Annotated in this window: 15 protein-coding genes, 1 tRNA gene and 1 riboswitch; of the genes, 8 read left to right on the top strand and 8 right to left on the bottom strand. The window is 41.0% G+C overall.

Features of this window, described 5'->3' with window-relative positions:
- Positions 1 to 205: 205 nt before the first annotated feature.
- A complete protein-coding gene (locus IQ259_RS21120; RefSeq protein ID WP_193887957.1) occupies positions 206 to 1,702 on the bottom strand; it encodes an ABC transporter permease subunit in 1,497 nt (498 codons plus the stop codon).
- 16 nt (positions 1,703 to 1,718) lie between these two features.
- On the opposite strand from IQ259_RS21120, the gene IQ259_RS21115 reads away from it, so the two are divergent.
- Positions 1,719 to 2,477, top strand: coding sequence for an amino acid ABC transporter ATP-binding protein (locus IQ259_RS21115; protein ID WP_228014676.1), 759 nt, complete (start codon positions 1,719 to 1,721; stop codon positions 2,475 to 2,477).
- A gap of 256 nt (positions 2,478 to 2,733) precedes the next feature.
- On the opposite strand, the gene IQ259_RS21110 is transcribed toward IQ259_RS21115, so the two are convergent.
- The gene (locus IQ259_RS21110) at positions 2,734 to 2,940 is read right to left on the bottom strand and encodes a hypothetical protein (RefSeq protein WP_193887959.1); all 207 of its coding nucleotides are present in this window, start codon (positions 2,938 to 2,940) and stop codon (positions 2,734 to 2,736) included.
- 265 nt (positions 2,941 to 3,205) lie between these two features.
- Positions 3,206 to 5,662: a GH116 family glycosyl hydrolase gene (locus tag IQ259_RS21105; protein WP_193887956.1), complete on the bottom strand. Its 2,457-nt coding sequence runs from the start codon at positions 5,660 to 5,662 to the stop codon at positions 3,206 to 3,208.
- A 575-nt stretch (positions 5,663 to 6,237) separates the two neighbouring features.
- On the opposite strand from IQ259_RS21105, the gene IQ259_RS21100 reads away from it, so the two are divergent.
- From IQ259_RS21100 to IQ259_RS21075, 6 genes are all read left to right on the top strand, one after another.
- Positions 6,238 to 6,882: a DUF305 domain-containing protein gene (locus IQ259_RS21100; RefSeq protein WP_193887955.1), complete on the top strand. Its 645-nt coding sequence runs from the start codon at positions 6,238 to 6,240 to the stop codon at positions 6,880 to 6,882.
- A gap of 25 nt (positions 6,883 to 6,907) precedes the next feature.
- Positions 6,908 to 7,102: a heavy-metal-associated domain-containing protein gene (locus IQ259_RS21095; protein ID WP_193887954.1), complete on the top strand. Its 195-nt coding sequence runs from the start codon at positions 6,908 to 6,910 to the stop codon at positions 7,100 to 7,102.
- A 367-nt stretch (positions 7,103 to 7,469) separates the two neighbouring features.
- Positions 7,470 to 8,558, top strand: coding sequence for an aromatic ring-hydroxylating dioxygenase subunit alpha (locus IQ259_RS21090; protein WP_193887958.1), 1,089 nt, complete (start codon positions 7,470 to 7,472; stop codon positions 8,556 to 8,558).
- 309 nt (positions 8,559 to 8,867) lie between these two features.
- Positions 8,868 to 9,209, top strand: coding sequence for a DMT family protein (locus tag IQ259_RS21085; RefSeq protein WP_193887953.1), 342 nt, complete (start codon positions 8,868 to 8,870; stop codon positions 9,207 to 9,209).
- Between the two features lie 35 nt (positions 9,210 to 9,244).
- Positions 9,245 to 9,417, top strand: a riboswitch (cobalamin riboswitch).
- 21 nt (positions 9,418 to 9,438) lie between these two features.
- On the top strand, positions 9,439 to 9,834 hold the full coding sequence (locus tag IQ259_RS21080; protein WP_193887952.1) for a DUF1636 domain-containing protein: 396 nt from the start codon (positions 9,439 to 9,441) through the stop codon (positions 9,832 to 9,834).
- Positions 9,834 to 10,577, top strand: coding sequence for a cobalt-precorrin-6A reductase (locus IQ259_RS21075; protein ID WP_193887951.1), 744 nt, complete (start codon positions 9,834 to 9,836; stop codon positions 10,575 to 10,577). The genes IQ259_RS21080 and IQ259_RS21075 overlap by 1 nt, the downstream gene beginning before the upstream one ends.
- Positions 10,578 to 11,022: 445 nt before the next feature.
- On the opposite strand, the gene IQ259_RS21070 is transcribed toward IQ259_RS21075, so the two are convergent.
- The 5 genes from IQ259_RS21070 to IQ259_RS21050 all read right to left on the bottom strand — a co-directional run bounded on the left by IQ259_RS21070 (position 11,023) and on the right by IQ259_RS21050 (position 17,267).
- Positions 11,023 to 11,096 (bottom strand) — tRNA-Met (locus IQ259_RS21070).
- Positions 11,097 to 11,267: 171 nt separating this feature from the next.
- Positions 11,268 to 13,484 (bottom strand): peptidoglycan DD-metalloendopeptidase family protein, encoded by a 2,217-nt coding sequence (locus tag IQ259_RS21065; RefSeq protein WP_339383956.1) that lies wholly within the window; start codon positions 13,482 to 13,484, stop codon positions 11,268 to 11,270.
- Positions 13,485 to 14,300: 816 nt separating this feature from the next.
- Positions 14,301 to 14,762, bottom strand: coding sequence for a tRNA (cytidine(34)-2'-O)-methyltransferase (locus tag IQ259_RS21060; protein WP_193887949.1), 462 nt, complete (start codon positions 14,760 to 14,762; stop codon positions 14,301 to 14,303).
- 209 nt (positions 14,763 to 14,971) lie between these two features.
- On the bottom strand, positions 14,972 to 16,111 hold the full coding sequence (gene gshA, locus IQ259_RS21055) for a glutamate--cysteine ligase (protein ID WP_193887948.1): 1,140 nt from the start codon (positions 16,109 to 16,111) through the stop codon (positions 14,972 to 14,974).
- A 238-nt stretch (positions 16,112 to 16,349) separates the two neighbouring features.
- Positions 16,350 to 17,267 carry a histone deacetylase gene (locus tag IQ259_RS21050; protein ID WP_193887947.1) on the bottom strand — a complete coding sequence of 306 codons (918 nt, stop codon included), beginning with the start codon at positions 17,265 to 17,267 and terminating at the stop codon, positions 16,350 to 16,352.
- A 244-nt stretch (positions 17,268 to 17,511) separates the two neighbouring features.
- Here IQ259_RS21050 and IQ259_RS21045 point away from each other — a divergent pair, with 244 nt between their 5' ends.
- Positions 17,512 to 18,531 (top strand): mechanosensitive ion channel family protein, encoded by a 1,020-nt coding sequence (locus IQ259_RS21045; protein WP_193887946.1) that lies wholly within the window; start codon positions 17,512 to 17,514, stop codon positions 18,529 to 18,531.
- Position 18,532: the final 1 nt, after the last annotated feature.

Raw genomic sequence — 18,532 nt, 5'->3', positions numbered from 1 at the left:
AGGTAAAAACCTTGCCCCTTGTGGGCAAAAGCCCCCTTGCTCCTCTTCTCCCTTGGTTGTTCGCGTAGCGTCCCGTAGGGAAGCCCCACCCCTTATGGGTGGTTTTTCTCCCCTGCTCCCTGCTCCCTGCTCCCCTGCTTTTTTCACTTACTACTTGCTTAAATCGGAAAATATCCAACCTACTAGCTTAATTACGAATTATATCCTACTTCCCCAGCCGCCTAACCGGATTCATCCACACTTCTAATTTGCTAAATGCTTGGGAAGAAAGCAGTGTCAAGCACAAATACACTACGGCTACGGCGGCGTAAATTTCAAAGGCGCGATAGTTTTCTGCCACAATTAGCTGTCCTTTGCGGAATAATTCTTCAAAACCGATAACTGCAACTAAGCTGGTGTCTTTCAATAAACTGATAAATTCATTACCCAAGGGTGGAATCATCCGCCGGAAAGCTTGGGGAAAAATGACATGGCGCATGGTTTCTACAGAACTTAAACCGAGTGACTGTGCTGCTTCGGTTTGTCCTAGTTCAATTGATTGAATCCCGGCGCGGACAATTTCGGCTATGTATGCGGCGCTATTCAAACTCAAAGCGAGTACTCCAGCCACCAAAGGGTTAAAGTTAAAGGTAAAACCAATTTGTTGGGCGATCGCTGGTATGCCAAAGTAAATCATAAAAATTTGTACCAGTAAAGGCGTTCCCCGAAAGAAGTCTACATAGGCTCGTGCTAACCAACGCACAGGTTTAATCTGAGAAAGGCGCAAAATCCCAATCAGTGAACCAGCAACTAAACCTAAAACTACAGAAAGAATGGTTAGTTGTAATGTCACCAATGCACCTTGTAACAGTGTGGGAAAAGAACGCCAAATTACGCCTAAGGAGTTGAATATATTAGCTTTGCTACCACTAGTCTGATTTTCAAATTGAGATTTAGCAGGTAATGATGGTGGTTCAGCGTTAAACCATTTTTTGTAGATTTGCGAATACTCACCATTTTTCAGCACTTTATCTAACCCATCATTGATGAGTGTTAAATTAGGCGAGTTTTGTGCTGTCGCAATGCCATAATATTCCTCGGTTAGCAATTGCTGAATAACTTTAATCCCTTTGAGATTGCCTGTGTTTATGGCATATAAAGTCACAGGCGCATCGTTAATGACTGCATCTACATTACCATTAAGTAATTCTTGCAAAGCTAAAGGTGCAGAATCGAAACTGCGAATTTGCACTCCGGGAACGCTTTTCGCTTTTTCTGCGCCAGTTGTACCAATTTGAACAGCCAACTTTTTATCTTTGAGACTTTCAAAGCTAGTAATATCTTGATTGTTGCTACGAACTGCGATCGCCAATCCCGCCTTAAAATAAGGACGTGAAAAAGCAACTGTCTTGGCGCGTTCTTCGGTAATTGTGATGGAACTAATCGCCGCATCTACAGTTTTGGCTTGGACTGCTGGGATAATGCCATCAAAAGGTATGCTTTGAAAATTTACTTTAAAGTTAGCAGCAGTGGCGATCGCATTCATCAAATCATAGGAAAAACCTTGCAATTTACCACCTATTTGAAACTCAAACGGTGGAAAGGCTGGTTCAGTAGCTACCCGCAGAGTTTTTCCACCATCGGGGTTGACACTACAGCCAGTCAGTAAAGCACAACTTAAACCAACTACCAACAACCAACGAATAAAATTTAATTTAACCATATTCTTTTAATGGGCTATGAAAAATCCTAACCCTATCATTATTTTTGAAGATATCGAAAAAAGCTTTGGTTCCTTAAAAGTTCTTAGAGGAATCACAGGTGAAATCCAGCAAGGGGAAGTTGTGGCGGTGATTGGTGCTTCCGGTTGTGGTAAAAGTACCTTACTGCGATGCTTCAACCGTTTAGAAAGTATTGATCACGGTTCCTTGGTAGTTCACGGGATTGAGTTAGCTAAATCTAATTTTAATAGTCAACAACTTCGCCAACTACGAACCCAAGTAGGCATGGTTTTTCAGCAATTCAACCTGTTTCCCCATCTCAGCGTACTAGAAAATCTCACCCTTGCGCCGCGTAAAGTTTTAGGCAAAACAGCGAAAGAAAGCGCTCAACTAGCAGGATTATTTTTAGAAAAAGTTGGTTTATTTGATAAAGCCTCAGCTTATCCCGAACAACTATCAGGTGGACAAAAGCAAAGAGTTGCGATCGCGCGTAGCTTATGTATGAATCCGCAGATTATGCTATTTGATGAACCTACCAGCGCGTTAGATCCTGAACTTGTGGGTGAAGTTTTACAAGTTATGCAACAATTAGCAGCCGAGGGAATGACAATGGTAGTCGTCACCCATGAAATGCAATTTGCGCGGGAAGTTGCTCATCGAGTCATATTTATGGATAAAGGCGTTGTTGCAGAACAAGGTGTTGCTTACGAAGTTATCACAAATCCTCAGAGCGATCGTCTGCGTACTTTTCTTAGTCGTCTCAGTGCGAGGGATTAAGAGGCCATGGTGTACACACAAGTCTTTTAGTCAGCAATGTTAATGTCTAAACTCGCAATGTTAATTCATCACCTTGCAACGTTAATGTCTAGACTCGCAATGTTAATTCATCGCCCTGCAATGTTAATGTCTAAACTCGCAATGTTAATTCATCGCCCTGCAATGTTAATGCTAGACTCGCAATGTTAATACTGTTAATACATCGACTTGTAAAAATTAACCCACCCTACTGACGTAGCAACTTCACTCAGCACTTTTAGAGATATTCGCGCAAAAAATCAAACGGATCATCTTCCCAACAAGGCTCAGGTGTCATCAAGCGCAAATTATGGTTGATGTCAGTTTCAATTTCGTCGCAGTCTTCCCTGTCAAACAATTCTATTAACGCTTTCCAGTCGCGTTGTCTGAAGGAAGTTAAAGATGGAGCATGTACCTGTAGATTGATTTGAGATTTCACACGCAAGATTTGAGTTGAATGCTGTAATAAATTTGTCTTTTGGTTAGTCAACTACCATATTCTAGCTTGAGCAGATATAAAACAAAGTCAGATTTAGGATATTCGTAAAAGATTAAGGTAACTGCACTTTTGTCAAGAGAAAGCAGGAAAAGTAGGACTGTTTTATCAAAAAAGTGGCGTTGCTGAACAATGGCATGATTAAGGATGACGCGGTGATCATTAATTTATGCAAATTCCAAAATCATCATGCAACGCCTCCTTTCATTCCTGTTTACTTTTGACTCATGACTAAATAAATACCCCAAATTGCCATCGCTCGGAGATAAGTACTAGCGCGGAAAGTACCAGCTGCGGTAATTGCTTCTGGAGTGCGGAATTGCAATCCGTTGTCGTAAATCTGTTGCACCACAGCTTGTGTCAACCGCAAAGCCTCATCCTGCATTCCCATCTGCACAAGAAAAGCCGCTAATCCAAAATTAATTCCTGTCCACACTTCCAGAGGATGGGTAGCCTTGGGGTTTTCTGGTGAACCGTCAGGAAGCACACCATTCGCCGCACCAAATTGACCATTTTGGAAGTTCAAAAAGCAAGCATCATAAACAGTCTTCAGAGCAGAAAGGGCGCGATCGCTTGATACAATATCCGGTAGTTCTAGTAACCGTGCATAAAATTGCCCACACAATTGATCTGCCATCACCACAGCCGAACCACTGCCACTATCCAACCTGTAATACTGCCCATTCCACAGCTTTTCCTCATAAACAGGACGAGATTGCCGCAACCATCCCTGATATATAAACTTCCATCTCTCCGCGTCGCGCCAGTTGCTACAACGGGGGGAACCCCCGCAACGCACTGGCTTCTCTGTGTCTCCGCGGTTCGTAATCAAAATATCACAAATAGCAACAGCCGCCTCCAAAGCAGCCAACCACAACCCACCACAATAAGCACTCACACCCTGCAACCGCCAATCATCAAAAGTTTGGTCTGGCGCGCCCGAATTTTCCGGAATCCCATCACCATCTTTATCAAAACTCTTCAAGTAATCGAGAGTTTGCACAATTGCATCCCAGCAATCTGCTAAAAACTCCACATCATCACCACCAGTCAGCAGAAAATCGCGGTAGACTTGTAAAACAAAATCGCAACTTAAATCTTTCCACAAATTACAGTCTTGATAGCAAGTGTAATTAGTCTTCTCCCAGACATGTTCATTCGGTGCGCCTAAATCGTGGGGTGTTGCACCTGCAACTTTACGAACAGCAGTTGTCGTATCTGCACCAATGGTGTAGTAATAACCAATCACCCGTTGGTAGTCATCACTTTGGGGAATCGCCCGTGCAAAAGCCCGCATTACCGACTTTTCTAATTCGGGGAATAACAGCAGCAGTGCAAAGGAACCGTATAACCGCACATCTAAACTTTCATACCAACGGTAATCTAAACATTCCAGCACAGCAAATTGACCGATAGGATCGAGTTCTGATGCAGCACTCCAGAGAGTCCCACCACTAGTTAAATCATACAATTCGTTAAATAAGGCCATTTTGAACCAATCGGGCAAATCTTCGCGGTTGAGAATTGGTGCTTGCCAACTTTGAATTTGCGATCGCCATGTTTGATAATTTGCTAAAGCAGTAGTAGCAATTTCCCAGGCATGATTACCACTATTACCAAAAAAATCTGTATATCTGCGGTGATAATTCACTCCGGCTGCAAATTCTGTTACAGGGAAATCCCAAGCCAACACAAAAGGCATCTCTAAGGTTTCCCCTGGTTGGAGAGTGAACCGAACAGCGATCGCACTTCCTAAGTGTTGATTTTTTGCGGCTGGAGTTGTATCTATATAATTAGGTAAAGCACCATCAGCAGCAAAGCTTTGCCATACCTCCTCACCCGTACCGCCTGGATTCCATTTGCTGTGGTGAAACACTTCCACTTGGGGATGTTTTAATGTTGCAATACACCAACTACCGTCACCTTCTTGCACAGGTTCAGCAATCCCAACCCGTCCTAAAAAGCAACCAAGGTATTCAGAATTTTCAACTACCTGATTGTAATTTTCCTGACTTTCACCCCAGCGCGGCTGATACTCATAAACTGGGCTACCATCATCACGTATCCGCACTTCTGGCGATTTCAACGCATTGGTAAACCAGCCAACCATATTTTGCCAAGTCAACATAATGCTGAGGGTAATCGCTGCATTGCTGGGGTTATGCGCCTTCCACAAAAACACCGCCACAGGATAACTAGTTTCTTGGTAATTATTTGCCCAAATAGGCGAAAACTGCTCACAGGTTAGTTGTGCTTGAAATACATTTTCATATACAAACCAACTGCGGGGATATAAAGCATGATATGTCCCTGTTAAAGCTGACTCAGTACTGGCTGGATAGCATTGCCAAGCCTTGAGACTGTCATCTTCCGGCAATTGAGTAGACAAAGCATAAGCTTGAGAAGATGCGCCAGTAGACTCAAACACGCTAAATTGACAAGCCGGGACATTTTTAAAGATATGCTCACCGCCGTCAATATGCCACAGGTTAAAATCTCCCCTAGAAGAACGACCGATGCAACCTGCACCAAAGCCACCCAAAGGCATACCATGCCAAGGGCCATCATCAATATTACTGGCGTAGCGGACGGTATACGGTTTGTCCCAACCTAAACCAATGGGACGATTCCAAGTGCAGGAGGGAATTTCTGGGGAGTGTTGATTTGTCATCGCCTGATGTCATAGCGTGCAGTTACGCTAAGGAAGCTTAACGCGATGTGTAATTTTTCTCAAGTTTTTTTTGAGGACGGGTAAGACTAGACGAAACTGTTGTGTTTTCTGTAGCTGGAAAATTTGGCGCGATGAGCTACGCTGCAACGGAGGCGATCGCATCTATCTTTTATGCAATAATTGGATTCTATTTATGTAAAAATTGCATCAATGCGGATGCAATAACGTCTGACAAGTGCGATTCTCTTTATGTAGGAATAGGTTGATGCTGATAGAGATAGAACCCCTGGTACAAACCGGGGGCTTTTTATTGGCAGCAAAGGCATCAAGCTTTAAAAGTCAACACTGAACTTAACCGTGCTACCGCATCTACCATTCCCGCCTCTACCTACACATCAATCACAGACTGAATCGGCTTGTAAACTGCGGGTTTGTCAATAACACAGACTTTCACTACCTGACAAATGTAACGATTTATAAATCTGGCTAGATTTTCCATTCGACTAGAGAGTTTAGGATGAATATGCGCCCAAGTAGGACTGAAATAGTTCCTTTAGGCAAAAAGGAGGAAGAGTATGTTAAGTAAATCAGCAATTTATGGGCTTGTAGGTATACTCGCAGGTAGCGCCATTACAGCTTTATCAATCACCTACACCAAAGCAGAGCAACAGCGTCCGTTACAATCTCCGCCTTGCAATACAACCAGCACCATGCCACACAAGATGGCTGGAAGACAGCAAGTAGATCAGCATTTCATCGAAATGATGATTCCCCATCATCAGGGAGCAGTAGAAATGGCGGATTTAGCTTTGCAAAAAGCTCAACGTCCTGAGCTTAAAAAGCTGGTTACTGCGATTAAAGCCGACCAGACCAAAGAAATTCAGCAAATGAAAGCTTGGTACAAACAATGGTATGGCACTGAAGTCTCTGTTACTCCAAAAACTGGCATGACAATGCATCATGGTGGAGGTCAAGGTATGCCAGGAATGTCTATGCACTCAGGAATGATGAATCTGGAGACATTGAAAAATTCATCTGATTTTGACAAAGAATTTATCCGCCAGATGATTCCTCACCATGAGTCAGCAGTGATGATGGCAAAGATGGTTCTCAATAGTGCTACTCATCCAGAAATTCGCAACTTAGCAGAAGCTATCATCAAGTCACAAACTGCTGAAATTCAGCAGATGCAGCAATGGTATCAAGCTTGGTCTAAATAGTTTTATTGTTCCATATTTTACAACTATGACACTCACACTCACAGTTCCCAACATGGCTTGTTCTGCTTGTGCAAATAATATTACCAATGCAGTAAAAACAATTGATGCTGATGCGATCGTTGAAGCCGATCCTAAAACTAAGCTTGTTAGTGTAGAAACTCAAGCTTCCGAACAGAAAATTAAGGATGCTTTAGCCGAAGCTGGCTATCCTGTTGCCTAATCCTTAATTAGAAACTAATAGACTTATTGTAGAAATTAGAGTAAGGGTTAAAGGATTGATTTCCTTTAGCTCTTATTTTTATGGAACACTAACTTTTCAGATTATTAATTAAATATTTGTATGAAAAAAAGTTTTCAAATAATTAGTATTTTCCGTAGTTATATTTTTTCAAACATTTACCATGATTAGTCTTAATCTCACACAAGCTTCTTTACAAATGCAAAAAATAACATTTTATCTACATATATAATCAAAATTTAAAAAAAAATCTTAGTTTAACGTTTTTACTAGTACTGAAAATAACTGTTTTTTAAAACTTGCCATGATATTTCTAGATGCAGCGCTTCACTTCTAGTGAAACCTAAAAATAAATGTTAACTCGCAGAATTTTATCTCGATGCGTAAACCTAAAACTTTTAATAACCCAGAGCGTTTTGTTGAGGGCTGGTATTGGGTAATGCCATCTCAAAATCTGCGAATAGGCGAGGTAAAACCTGTTACTATTTTGGGCAGAAATCTAGTAATTTACCGTTGTCAAGATAAAAGAGTAGTTATTTGTGATGCCTACTGTCCACACATGGGCGCTCACCTCGCTGAAGGCAAAGTTGAGGGTAACGAACTACGCTGTTTTTTTCATCATTGGAAATTTGATGATCAAGGAATATGTGTGGAAATTCCATGTTTAGATGAGCCACTTCCTATTAAATTAAAGACTTGGCCGACAGATGAAGAGTATGGAATGATTTGGATTTGGACTGGGGAAACGCCACAACAACCACTACCATTTATTCCAGATTTAGAACACCATGAGTTTGATGTTGCTTTTGGTTTTCATTTTATGAAAAATTGTCATTCTAATATAGTGATGATGAATGCAATTGATGCTCAACATTTCAATACAGTCCACAAATTACCATTAGAAATTATCTTTGATAAAGAAGAATATAGTCAAAATGCGATTATTTTCAATAACACTACAGATATACGTGGAGATTATATATTTAAAAAACTGATTCATTTTATATCCAAACGTTCGATTACTTACAATATTTGTTATTGGTATGGTAGTACTTTCATAGTGACACTTGGGTTTGATTTTTTTAGTTTACATATGATGTTTGTCCTGCGTCCTATAGAAGGTGGTAAAACTGAAGGACGCACTATACTAATGATTAAAAAACGTAAAAAATTTTTTGGAAAGTTATTTAATCAATTGGTGCTATGGCTAATAAAGCTTTTTGGTAAAAACTTTGTTAAGGGTGACAACAAACTATTTCGGACAATTCGGTTTGATTTGAAGACTCCGATCAAGGCAGATCAGTCTATTATGCAGCTAATCAATCATGTTGAAAGACAAAAATCACTGATGTGGGGAACTTGGCAGTTAGCGCGATCGCGTGATGTTGAACTCAAAGAAAACCATAATAAATGGCGAGATGATTTATCTAACGATTAAATAAGACCAAAAAGTAAAAAGTTAAAGCAGACTTTTTACTTTTAATTTTATATACTCAAGCTTTAATAAAAAGAAGTGGCAGAGCCACTTCATCATTCCCAGGTAGAACCTGTAAATGAGTATAGCGATTGTAGGAATTAAAAATGGTATAAATAAACACTGAATCTTTAGCGATCGCAGATTTTATCCAAGCAATTAGCTGAAATTATCATCTAGCTGATGGCTACGGTGATGGCGGATATTCAGCTATTTCTAAAATATATTTATTAAAAATGCTAATCTTACAGACTGGAATTCTCTCATCTAATCATGTTAAAACCAGTTATTTTTTTACTTATCTCTAATATTTTCATGACTTTTGCTTGGTATGGTCATTTGAAAGATTTAAAAGCGGCTCCTCTGTGGATTGCAATTGCTGCAAGTTGGGCGATCGCTTTTTTTGAATATTGTTTTCAGGTTCCAGCGAACCGCATAGGTGTTCAATATTTCAGCTTGCCGCAGTTAAAGGTGTTGCAGGAAGTCATTACAATGCTGGTATTTGCAGGATTTAGTGTGAGTTATTTGAAAGTACCGATCACCCGTAATTATTTCTTAGCCGCCATGCTACTAGCAGGTGCAGCTTACTTAATTTTTAGTGAAAAGGCACGATAAAATAACTAAAATTAATTGGCTGAAATACAGATGATATGATGTATGGAACGTTCGGTTTTGGTGGGTATCAGCCACCAAAGGTAACGGGGAAAGTTCGGTGAAAATCCGGCGCTGTCCCGCAACTGTGAAGGAAAGGCAAAAGACTGAAACTCTGTTTTGATTTTTGGCTTTCCTAGCCAGGATGCCCGCCGAAGTATACTAATAAATCAAACACATCTGCGAGGTACGGATGACTGCTGCTCATACTCATAATTTATTTGTTTGCAAAAGCTGTGCCAGCGTTTGGCAAGATGGTAAACGCATCGGTGAAAGTGGCGGTCAAAAATTATTCCACCAGATTCAACAACTAGCGCAAGATTGGGAATTACGGGATAAATTCCCTATCCAAGCAGTTGAATGTATGAGTGCTTGCAACCGTTCTTGCGTTGTCGCCTTTACAGCAAAAGGTAAGTTAACCTATCTATTTGGTGATTTAGCTGTTGATAGCAGTGCTGTTGCTGTCCTGGAATGTGCGAGTCAATACTACGCTAAAACTGACGGATTATTGCCTTGGTCAGAACGACCTGAACCGCTGAAAAAGGGTATTTTGGCAAAAATTCCAGCACTAAAACAAATTAGCAACTAATGCGTGTTTTGATTCTGGGTGGAACAGGGGAAGCGGCCGAACTAGGTGCGAAAGTTGCAACTATGAATGGAATTGAGGCGATCGCATCTTTAGCGGGTCGTACCCGTGAACCATCTGTTCCATCTGGTAATGTGCGGATTGGCGGTTTTGGTGGTGTGGCTGGACTCGTTGAGTATCTGCGTCAAATGAAGATTGACCTGCTAATTGATGCCACTCACCCCTTCGCCAATCAAATTTCCTTCAATGCGGCGGCGGCGGCGCAGGAAGTAGAGATACCAAGATTGATGTTGATTCGTCCCCCTTGGGAGAAAGTAAAAGGCGATCGCTGGATTGAAGTAGATAGTAATATCATCGCCGCATCTGTTTTAGAAAATCAAGCACAGAGGGTATTCTTAACCGTTGGTAGACAAGAATTAGCTGCTTTTGCACGCCTAAAAGATATTTGGTTTTTGATGCGGATGATTGACCCTCCTGGACAAGATGCCTTAGTGCCACCTGGGGTGATATTGTGCGATCGCGGCCCCTTTGCCCTGGATAATGAAAGGACAATCCTGATTCAGCAAAACATTGATACCATCGTTAGTAAAAATAGTGGTGGTGATGCCACTTACGCCAAGATTATCGCCGCGAGGGAACTGGGTGTGCAAGTTGTCATGGTTAATCGTCCAGCAGTACCAGCAGGAGAACAAGTTGCAGAAGTTGATACTGCTGTGGCATGGTTGCTAGAAAAACTGCAAAGTTAATTCAGAATAAAATTAAGAAGCAAGGGCATAAACAGATTGATTTTTCATTGTTGAAGGTGCCAAATGGTTAAACAGCCTTCTCAAACTCAGATTTTACCATTGGAAAGTGGCGATCGCTGATTACAGCCGAAATAAGAATCAAGTGGGGTTTGATAGCAATTAGTATTTGATTAGAGGCAGGGGGCAGGGAGAAGAGGGGACTGTAGGTACAAACCGAACTTCGTTCAGGCTCCCTTGCTCCCTTTCACCTTTGGTTAAAACCCCATCTCTTGTAGGTGGCTTTTCTCCCCTGCTAAGAGCTCCCTTCCCCCCTGCTTTTTGATGAGCGATCGCTCCCACATATGGAAATATGACTATCAAGGAATATATTTTTTACAAGTTAAGTATCTAACTTCTAATTTTCTTCAATAAACTAAAAACTCTGACGTTTTGCTTATTTTTTGGATGGCTCAGGTCGGATTTGAACCAACGACCCCAGGCTTATGAGTCCCGTGCTCTAACCAACTGAGCTACTGAGCCAAGCGTTTTTGCATTAATTCTTAATATAGCATACACAGTTGTTGATGACTAGTGTGTTTTTCAATTAATTTTCTTGCACAATCGCATCCAACATCTAACAAAACATGACAGAAGAGGGAGTATTCCTCCCTCTTCTGTAAACGCAATGACTGAGTTGGAAACAGGCAAGGACTATATGCGATTCTGTTGTTGCGGTAGAAGGGCAATCGGGTTAACTGCACCCTTGCCTGATGAATGGATTTCAAAGTGGGTGTGTGGCCCAGTACTGAATCCAGTACTACCCATCAAAGCAATGGTTTCTCCTTGATTTACTTGCTGACCTACGCGCACCATAATCTTGCTGTTATGACCATAGCGAGTCAAGCTACCGTCAGGATGACGAATATCGACGAGGTTTCCGTAACCACCTTTATTCCAGCCAGCTTTTTCCACAACACCGTCAGCCGATGCGTAAATTGGTGTACCAGTGGCGTTAGCAACGTCAATCCCCTTGTGCATTCTTCCCCAACGCCAACCATAACCGGAGGTAAATACACCTTTTGCCGGCCAGATGTAGGCTACAGATGAGTTAGAAGGAGGAGATAGGGTCTCATCAACTGGTTTGGGTAAGTATTGATCCACTGCTGCCAAAGGTGGTAGTTGTGGCGATACCTTAGTTCCGCGAATTCTTCCTAGGGAACCAGAAGCGTTAATACCAATGGGTGGTGTCGCTACCCTAGTCTGGTTAGGCAGAAACTCTGGATTGATTGGCTCGCTGATAGGACGAGTAGCACGAAATTCGGGCTTAATCGGTTGAGCGCTGTAGCTTGGTAAGATTGGTGTAGGGACAGGAATTGGCACTGCAAAGTTCTTAGTTCCCGACACAGGCTTGGTTACTGCCAAGTTACTAGGCATAGCAACAGGAATTGGTACAGCAGAGTTGTTGCTATCAACATCACTAATTGCTTGAGCAACTACATTACCAGACTCTTGATCGCGGTATTTCTGCTGTAATCTTTGAATTTCCGCCTGTAAGCTGCGAAGACGCTCGTTATTTCTGCCTCTAGCCACCTTTTGAGGGGGTTGCTTTGATGACTGTAATTCAGCAAAAACTTTTGGTACGGGATTGTCACCACCTACGCCGTAAGGATCAGCATTAGCAGTATTTGTCTGTGTCTGGTTGTTTGTTGTTGCTGTGGTTGGCACTGCAACATTATTTTTGTTGACAAAAGCTGGTGAAACTGGTGCTAACGGTAGAGTGGGGTTGATACTAGCAGTGTTAACAGGTATACCAGCGACTTTGGAATTATTGCTTAACGGCACACCAGATGGATTAGCTACCACAGGTATTGGGATTGCGCCATTGCTGTTAACTTTGGTAGATGGAAGAATCAGCTTTTGACTGATTTTTAGCTGGTTTGGATTGCTGATGTTGTTGAGTTTTGCGAGTTCTGCAACTGTGGTGTTGTATCTGCTGGCGATCGCTGCTAACGTGTCTCCTGGCTTAACCTCGTAACCTGTATCAGTATCTGTTGGCACTACAGGTTGTGGTATAGCAGGTGCAGATGTTGTTGCTAGTGGCTGTACCTGCTCAATTGGAGATATTGTCTGCTTAGTCTCTGGAAAGAACTTTGTTTTGTCCTCATCAACAAGAGCCGGTAATTGCGGCACTGCTTCTTTGCCGATGCTGGTTTGTGGCAATTTTTCTACTAAATTTTTCTGCTGCACCGATGCAGTAGTTTTTGCTAAATTTTTCGACTCCCCAGACCGCAACTCCGCCAGACTTGCTCTTAAACGGTTCGATTTTTCTTGTAAGTGATACAGGGCAAACTCTTGCTGTGCTTTTAGTTTAGCTTTAACTTCATCACTGGCAACTGTAGTTTCGTTACCTATTGTTGGTACTTTGCTTGCCTGAAAAGCGGTTTTTACGCCATCTGTAACATTAGCAGTTGGAATCGGCTGTATTGCCTCTCCATCATTTGTTAATTGCGACTGGTTGATGGAATTTTTGCCGTTCTCTGGTGCCGGAACTTGCACAGACATTCCACTTGCCGCAACTTGCAATTTAGCTTCAAGCCCTGGCAATTGTGAAATTGCTGTTGGTTCCACAATGACAGGATTTTCTGGCATGGTCGCTGAGGAGACTAGTTTGGTCTCCAGCTTTGTGGGAACAAATTTCACCTCAGTGTCAGAAACAGCAGGAAGGTTTGAGGCTGCCTTTTGGCTACCCACGGGTGCTGCTGCTTGGGCTTGATCGCTTTGTCGAGTCACTAAAAGGCTGGTTGCCCCGACTGAGATGGCTAAACCAATCATGGCGGCTTGTGCGCGCATTCGACGATTGATCTTGAAGTTTACCACACTTAATTGTTCGATCAGGGCATCATCACTGCTGGGGGTATTTTTCAGCACAGCCTTTACTCTTTTTTTCAATGCTCGTTTCAAAGACGACCTCCTAATGATCACTAGCGCTTAACTGACCTCGATTTTGCAGTCGGAATACTAGTCAATGATTTAGATCACATCGAATGATGAATCTTGATCACATTCACCAGAGATACTTACGCAAGATTAACTTGCTTCTCTGATTTAGACAAGTTTACACCTGTTAGCAAAACATAAAGTTGCTGTGCTTACTTGTCCGCTCCACTCCTCACACCCTAGAACTTTTCGCTCTTTACAGTTGTCAGCGCTTGTTTTACTTTACTCGCTGGAAGAAGGAAACTTGATATTAGCCGAGTCTGCTTCTGTCTGTCAGCAATTTTAGTTGCTATGACTTCTAAAAAAGCGATGCCTCCTGCTGTAGATATCTTCAAGGTTTTTATCCTCGATCCGTCTTCTCAAGACGAGACTTTACGTTGATTATTCCCTAAAAGACAACCGTACAACTCTCAACTACTTTTGTCCTCATGAAATATACTTATTCAGTCAAAATAGTAAAAATGCCTTATCTGTATGGGTTTTAAGCCTTTTGTTTCCTGAGACTAGATAAATTAAATTCACTAAAATCTATCATTTAAATTGAGAATACTTTGAAATCTGATATATAAATTTCTTATATTAAACCCCTCTAATGACCAATATTTTTCAGAAATATTACTTAAATGCCCTTATTTCTAGTATAAAAAGCTTTAATTACAATGGAATTCCCGGCTGCTGAACATCCCATTCATAATTAATTCCCAGGTTTTGTAAGTATTTATACTTGATAAAATTTTTAATGAAAAACTATAGTAAATAGCCTAGTTGTCGGCGAGCTTCAAACAATCCTACAGCAACGCTTACCGAAAGATTTAGGCTACGAACCCCTGGTTGAAACATGGGAATATACAAGGTTGTATCACAAACTGATAGCGCCTCTGGCGATAAACCAGTAGTTTCGCTACCAAACACTAGCCAATCATGAGGATCAAACTGAAATTGAGTGTAATTAAAACTGCCTCTAACAGAGAAACCTAGACATCTGCCTCCACGTTGTTGATGTATGCTTTTAAAAGCTGCAAGTGAGTCGTGATAATGCAGTTTCACATAAGGCCAGTAGTCTAAGCCGGCTCTTTTAAGGTAGCGATCGCTAATTTCAAATCCTAAAGGCCCCACCAAATGTAATTCTGTACCTGTAGCCGCGCATGTACGCGCAATATTGCCTGTATTCGGGGGAATTTGGGGATTAACTAAAACTACCTGCGGCATGGTCCGTAAAACTTGGATATTGTATAAAAAGTTATGTTAACAAGACAAAATCTACCAAAAGATAGAGGCTATCTATAGGTTTTATTAATAATTATCAAGCAGTTTACATCGATTAGTTTTTTAAAACAAAAAAATAGCCAATAAAGTCTGAATTATGAAGGATGAAGGCTGAAAATTCATGCTTTATACTTCATACTTCACACTTCAAATTAAGCCAACAAGGAAGAACACAATTTGTCTTCTAGTTCAATTTCTCGTTCTTGGGTCGCCACAATAGCCTGAGTAATGACACGCTGAGAGTCGAAACCCACGCTATGTAGTTGTAGCCACTGTTGGGCTTCATTGCCTTCACGCAGGATTTTATGCAAAGGGGAGAGAAAACAACTAAAGCCTTGTTGTTTAGCGATCGCCCAAACTTCCTGATATAATTCCGCAATCCAATCTCTGGCTAAAATGGTTCTACCATCTTGCCAATGTTGCAGTGTGGCATCAAGACTAGCACTAGCGGCTGCTATTTCATTGTTAGTAGTGAGAGCAATCAGTTCTTCAGGGGAGAGGGAGCTTTGAGTTAGCGGATCTAAATCGGGATTCTCTATTATCTGCAACAAACGCGCTTCTAACAATGCGGTAATTGCGAGTAAAGCAATAGGATCTGTAACTAAATCACAAATTCGCAGTTCTAAGCGATTTAGGTCATAAGGACGGCGATCGCCATTTGGTCGTACTGATACCCATAAATGCCTGATATTTTGCATTGTGCCAGCAAGCAACTGCTCTTCTACCCATTGAATATGATGGGCGTGGCTGGCAAATAATGGTACGTAGGACGGGGTTTGAGGAAACACACCCCAACGGGTGGAGTGATAGCCAGTAGCTTTGCCATTAAAAAAGGGTGATGATGCACTTAGAGCCAGAAACAACGGTGCTTCTAAGCGGATGAAGCGACAGGCCCGCATTAATATTTCTGGATCGCTAATCCCTACATTGATATGAACACTGGCGGTGACTACGTTTGTGCCGTAGGTTTGCTCAATATAGTCATGATAAGGATTTGTGAGATCGGAACGAAAGAAGCGATCGCCCCCACTCAAAGACAGGGTACTTCCCGGAATTAGAGTGTAGTTACCCAAACTCTGGAGGTACTTTCTTAACTCCCGTCGAGGATGCAACAAGGCGCACAAGAGATTTTCGTAACTTGTGGATGGATTAGTTATGTATTCCACATTGCGGCTGTCTGGTTCCCGCATAAATCCATCCAAGTCGGCGACAATCTTATCGGAGAGACCAACTATTTCACCTTGAGGTGTACCAGTGTACATCTCAATCTCAAAGCCTTTTAATAGCACCACTAAGTTCTCCTTGGGTCTCCCAGCCTATTAATTGTATCGAATTAGACGATTTTCTGTGCTGACATTGCCGTTATCTGAACGTTAAGAATCTTTTAGCAGATAATTTATAGCGACAAACTAATTGCTTTATTCTTTAAAAATTACTTAAAACCAAAGTATAAATTTTATTTCTCTCTTGGTATAGAGATTCACGTAGTACATTAGGTTGAAAAACCCTACTAATTATTCTGCTTTTTCTTTAAAGTTGAAATTGATGGTAAACCTGACTAGCGGCGCGATGCAGTAAAGAATGTCGCCAAACAAGAGAATTCATGTCATCAGCATAACCCCCACCAATGACGCAAGCGACGGGATAACCTGCACTGACACAGGTACTTAAAACCTGCATTTCGCGGCGGAAAATGCCAGTATCAGTTAAAGCTAATTTACCTAAGCGATCGCCTATATGCGGATCAACGCCAGCATCATAAAATACTAAGTCTGGTTTGACCTCAGATAATAAATCTGGTAAGTAATTCGCCAAAGTTTGTAGGTAAGCGTCATCTTCCATACCCACGGGTAGAGGAACATCTAGATCGCTTTGTTGCTTAGTTCCTGGGAAATTTACTTCACAGTGCATGGAGAAAGTAAATACACTATCATCATCTTGGAAGATAAACGCCGTACCGTCTCCTTGATGGACATCTAAATCTACAATCAGGATTTTTTGCGCGAGTCCCTGTTTTTGTACAACGCGACAGGCGATCGCCAAATCATTGAAAATACAAAAACCAGACCCATAATTGGGAAAAGCATGATGAGTACCACCAGCAGTATTGCAAGCTAAACCCTGGCTTAAAGCCATCTGAGCCGTAAGAATTGTACCACCAACCGCTACACAGGTACGATTCATTAGGGCTGGACTCCAAGGCAATCCAATACGGCGCTGTGCTTTAAAATCTAGGGTTCCCTCACAATATGCTTTAACGTAATCTGGTGTATGAACTAATTCGATCAACTCTTGGGGTGGAAGTTGTGGCGTGTGAAACTGTTCTGCTTGTGCTACACCGTCATTCAGCAATACTTTATACAGTTTGCCGAACTTGGACATCGGGAAACGATGCCCTTCAGGTAAGGGTGCAACATAGTTTGAATGATAAATTATTGGCAAGTCCATAGGTAAATTTCAACCAACAATACAAGATTTAGCAATAGTCTATTACTGTCCAATGTAATAAAATTGATTGACTTGTTTGGATATACAAAGCAAAGCAAATTGATGATTTTTCTGATGAATTATCTCAAAAATATTTTGAATTTTAATTAATCTTTCACCTTCTAAGGTAAAATATACACAATTAAATTAAAATAACTTATGTTGTTTGATTTTTTGTAGTTAAGCATAAAAAATAAAATTAATCATGACGCAATGGATTCTCCCAATCGCACTTATTGTAGTTAGCTTGCTAACTGGATTAATATGTGAAAAATTTCTGTTTCAAAAATTAAAAAAAATCCTTATTCAGAAAAATATTCCTGGAAGTAGGATAATTTTCCAAGCTTTACATCGCGTAACTTTTATTTGGTTTGTCTTGTCTGGTTTTTCATCAGCTTTAGTTGCTGCTTCTCCTAATATTAATCCAGACTTAAAGATTGTTCTGCAAAAAATCATCACAATTATTTTTCTGTTTTCAGTCACTTTAGTTTTGTCAAGGCTGACTGCTGGTTTTGTAAATATATTTATTCGGAAAACTGAAGGGGTTTCAACTTCACTAATTTCTAATCTTGCCAAAGCTGCTGTTTTAGTTTTAGGTACATTAATCATACTACAAACAGTAGGTGTGGAAATCACACCGATAGTTACAACTTTAGGAATTGGTGGTATTGCCGTTGGTTTGGCGCTACAAGATACACTAGCAAATTTATTTTCTGGTTTTTATTTAATTATTTCTAAACAGGTAAGAACTGGAGATTATGTAAAATTAGATGCCGGGCATGAGGGTTATGTGACAGATATTACGTGGCGCAATACTACTATTAAAGAGCTTTCAAATAATGTGGTGATTGTCCCTAACTCTAAGTTAGCTTCGGCAATTTTTATCAACTATCATCTTCCTGCTAAAGAAATTACTTTAACGATGAATGTTGGGGTGAGTTACGACAGTGATTTAGAACAAGTAGAAAGAGCTACTGTAGAAGTTGCTAAAGAAGTGATGCGAGAGATTGCACCTGAACTAATCGCCAATGAGCCATACATTAGATTTCATACCTTTGGAGATTTTAGTATAGATTTTACTCTTTACATGCGAGTAAGCGAATACTTTGACCAGAGGATAGGTAAACATCTATTTGTCAAGAAATTACACAAACGTTATCAGGAATTAGGCATTTCAATTCCTTTCCCAATTAGGGATATTTATATCCAAAATAATCCAAATTAAA

The organism is Fortiea sp. LEGE XX443, from assembly GCF_015206815.1.
Lineage (GTDB): Bacteria > Cyanobacteriota > Cyanobacteriia > Cyanobacteriales > Nostocaceae > Nostoc_B.
This window is presented reverse-complemented; position numbering and strand designations above follow the sequence as displayed.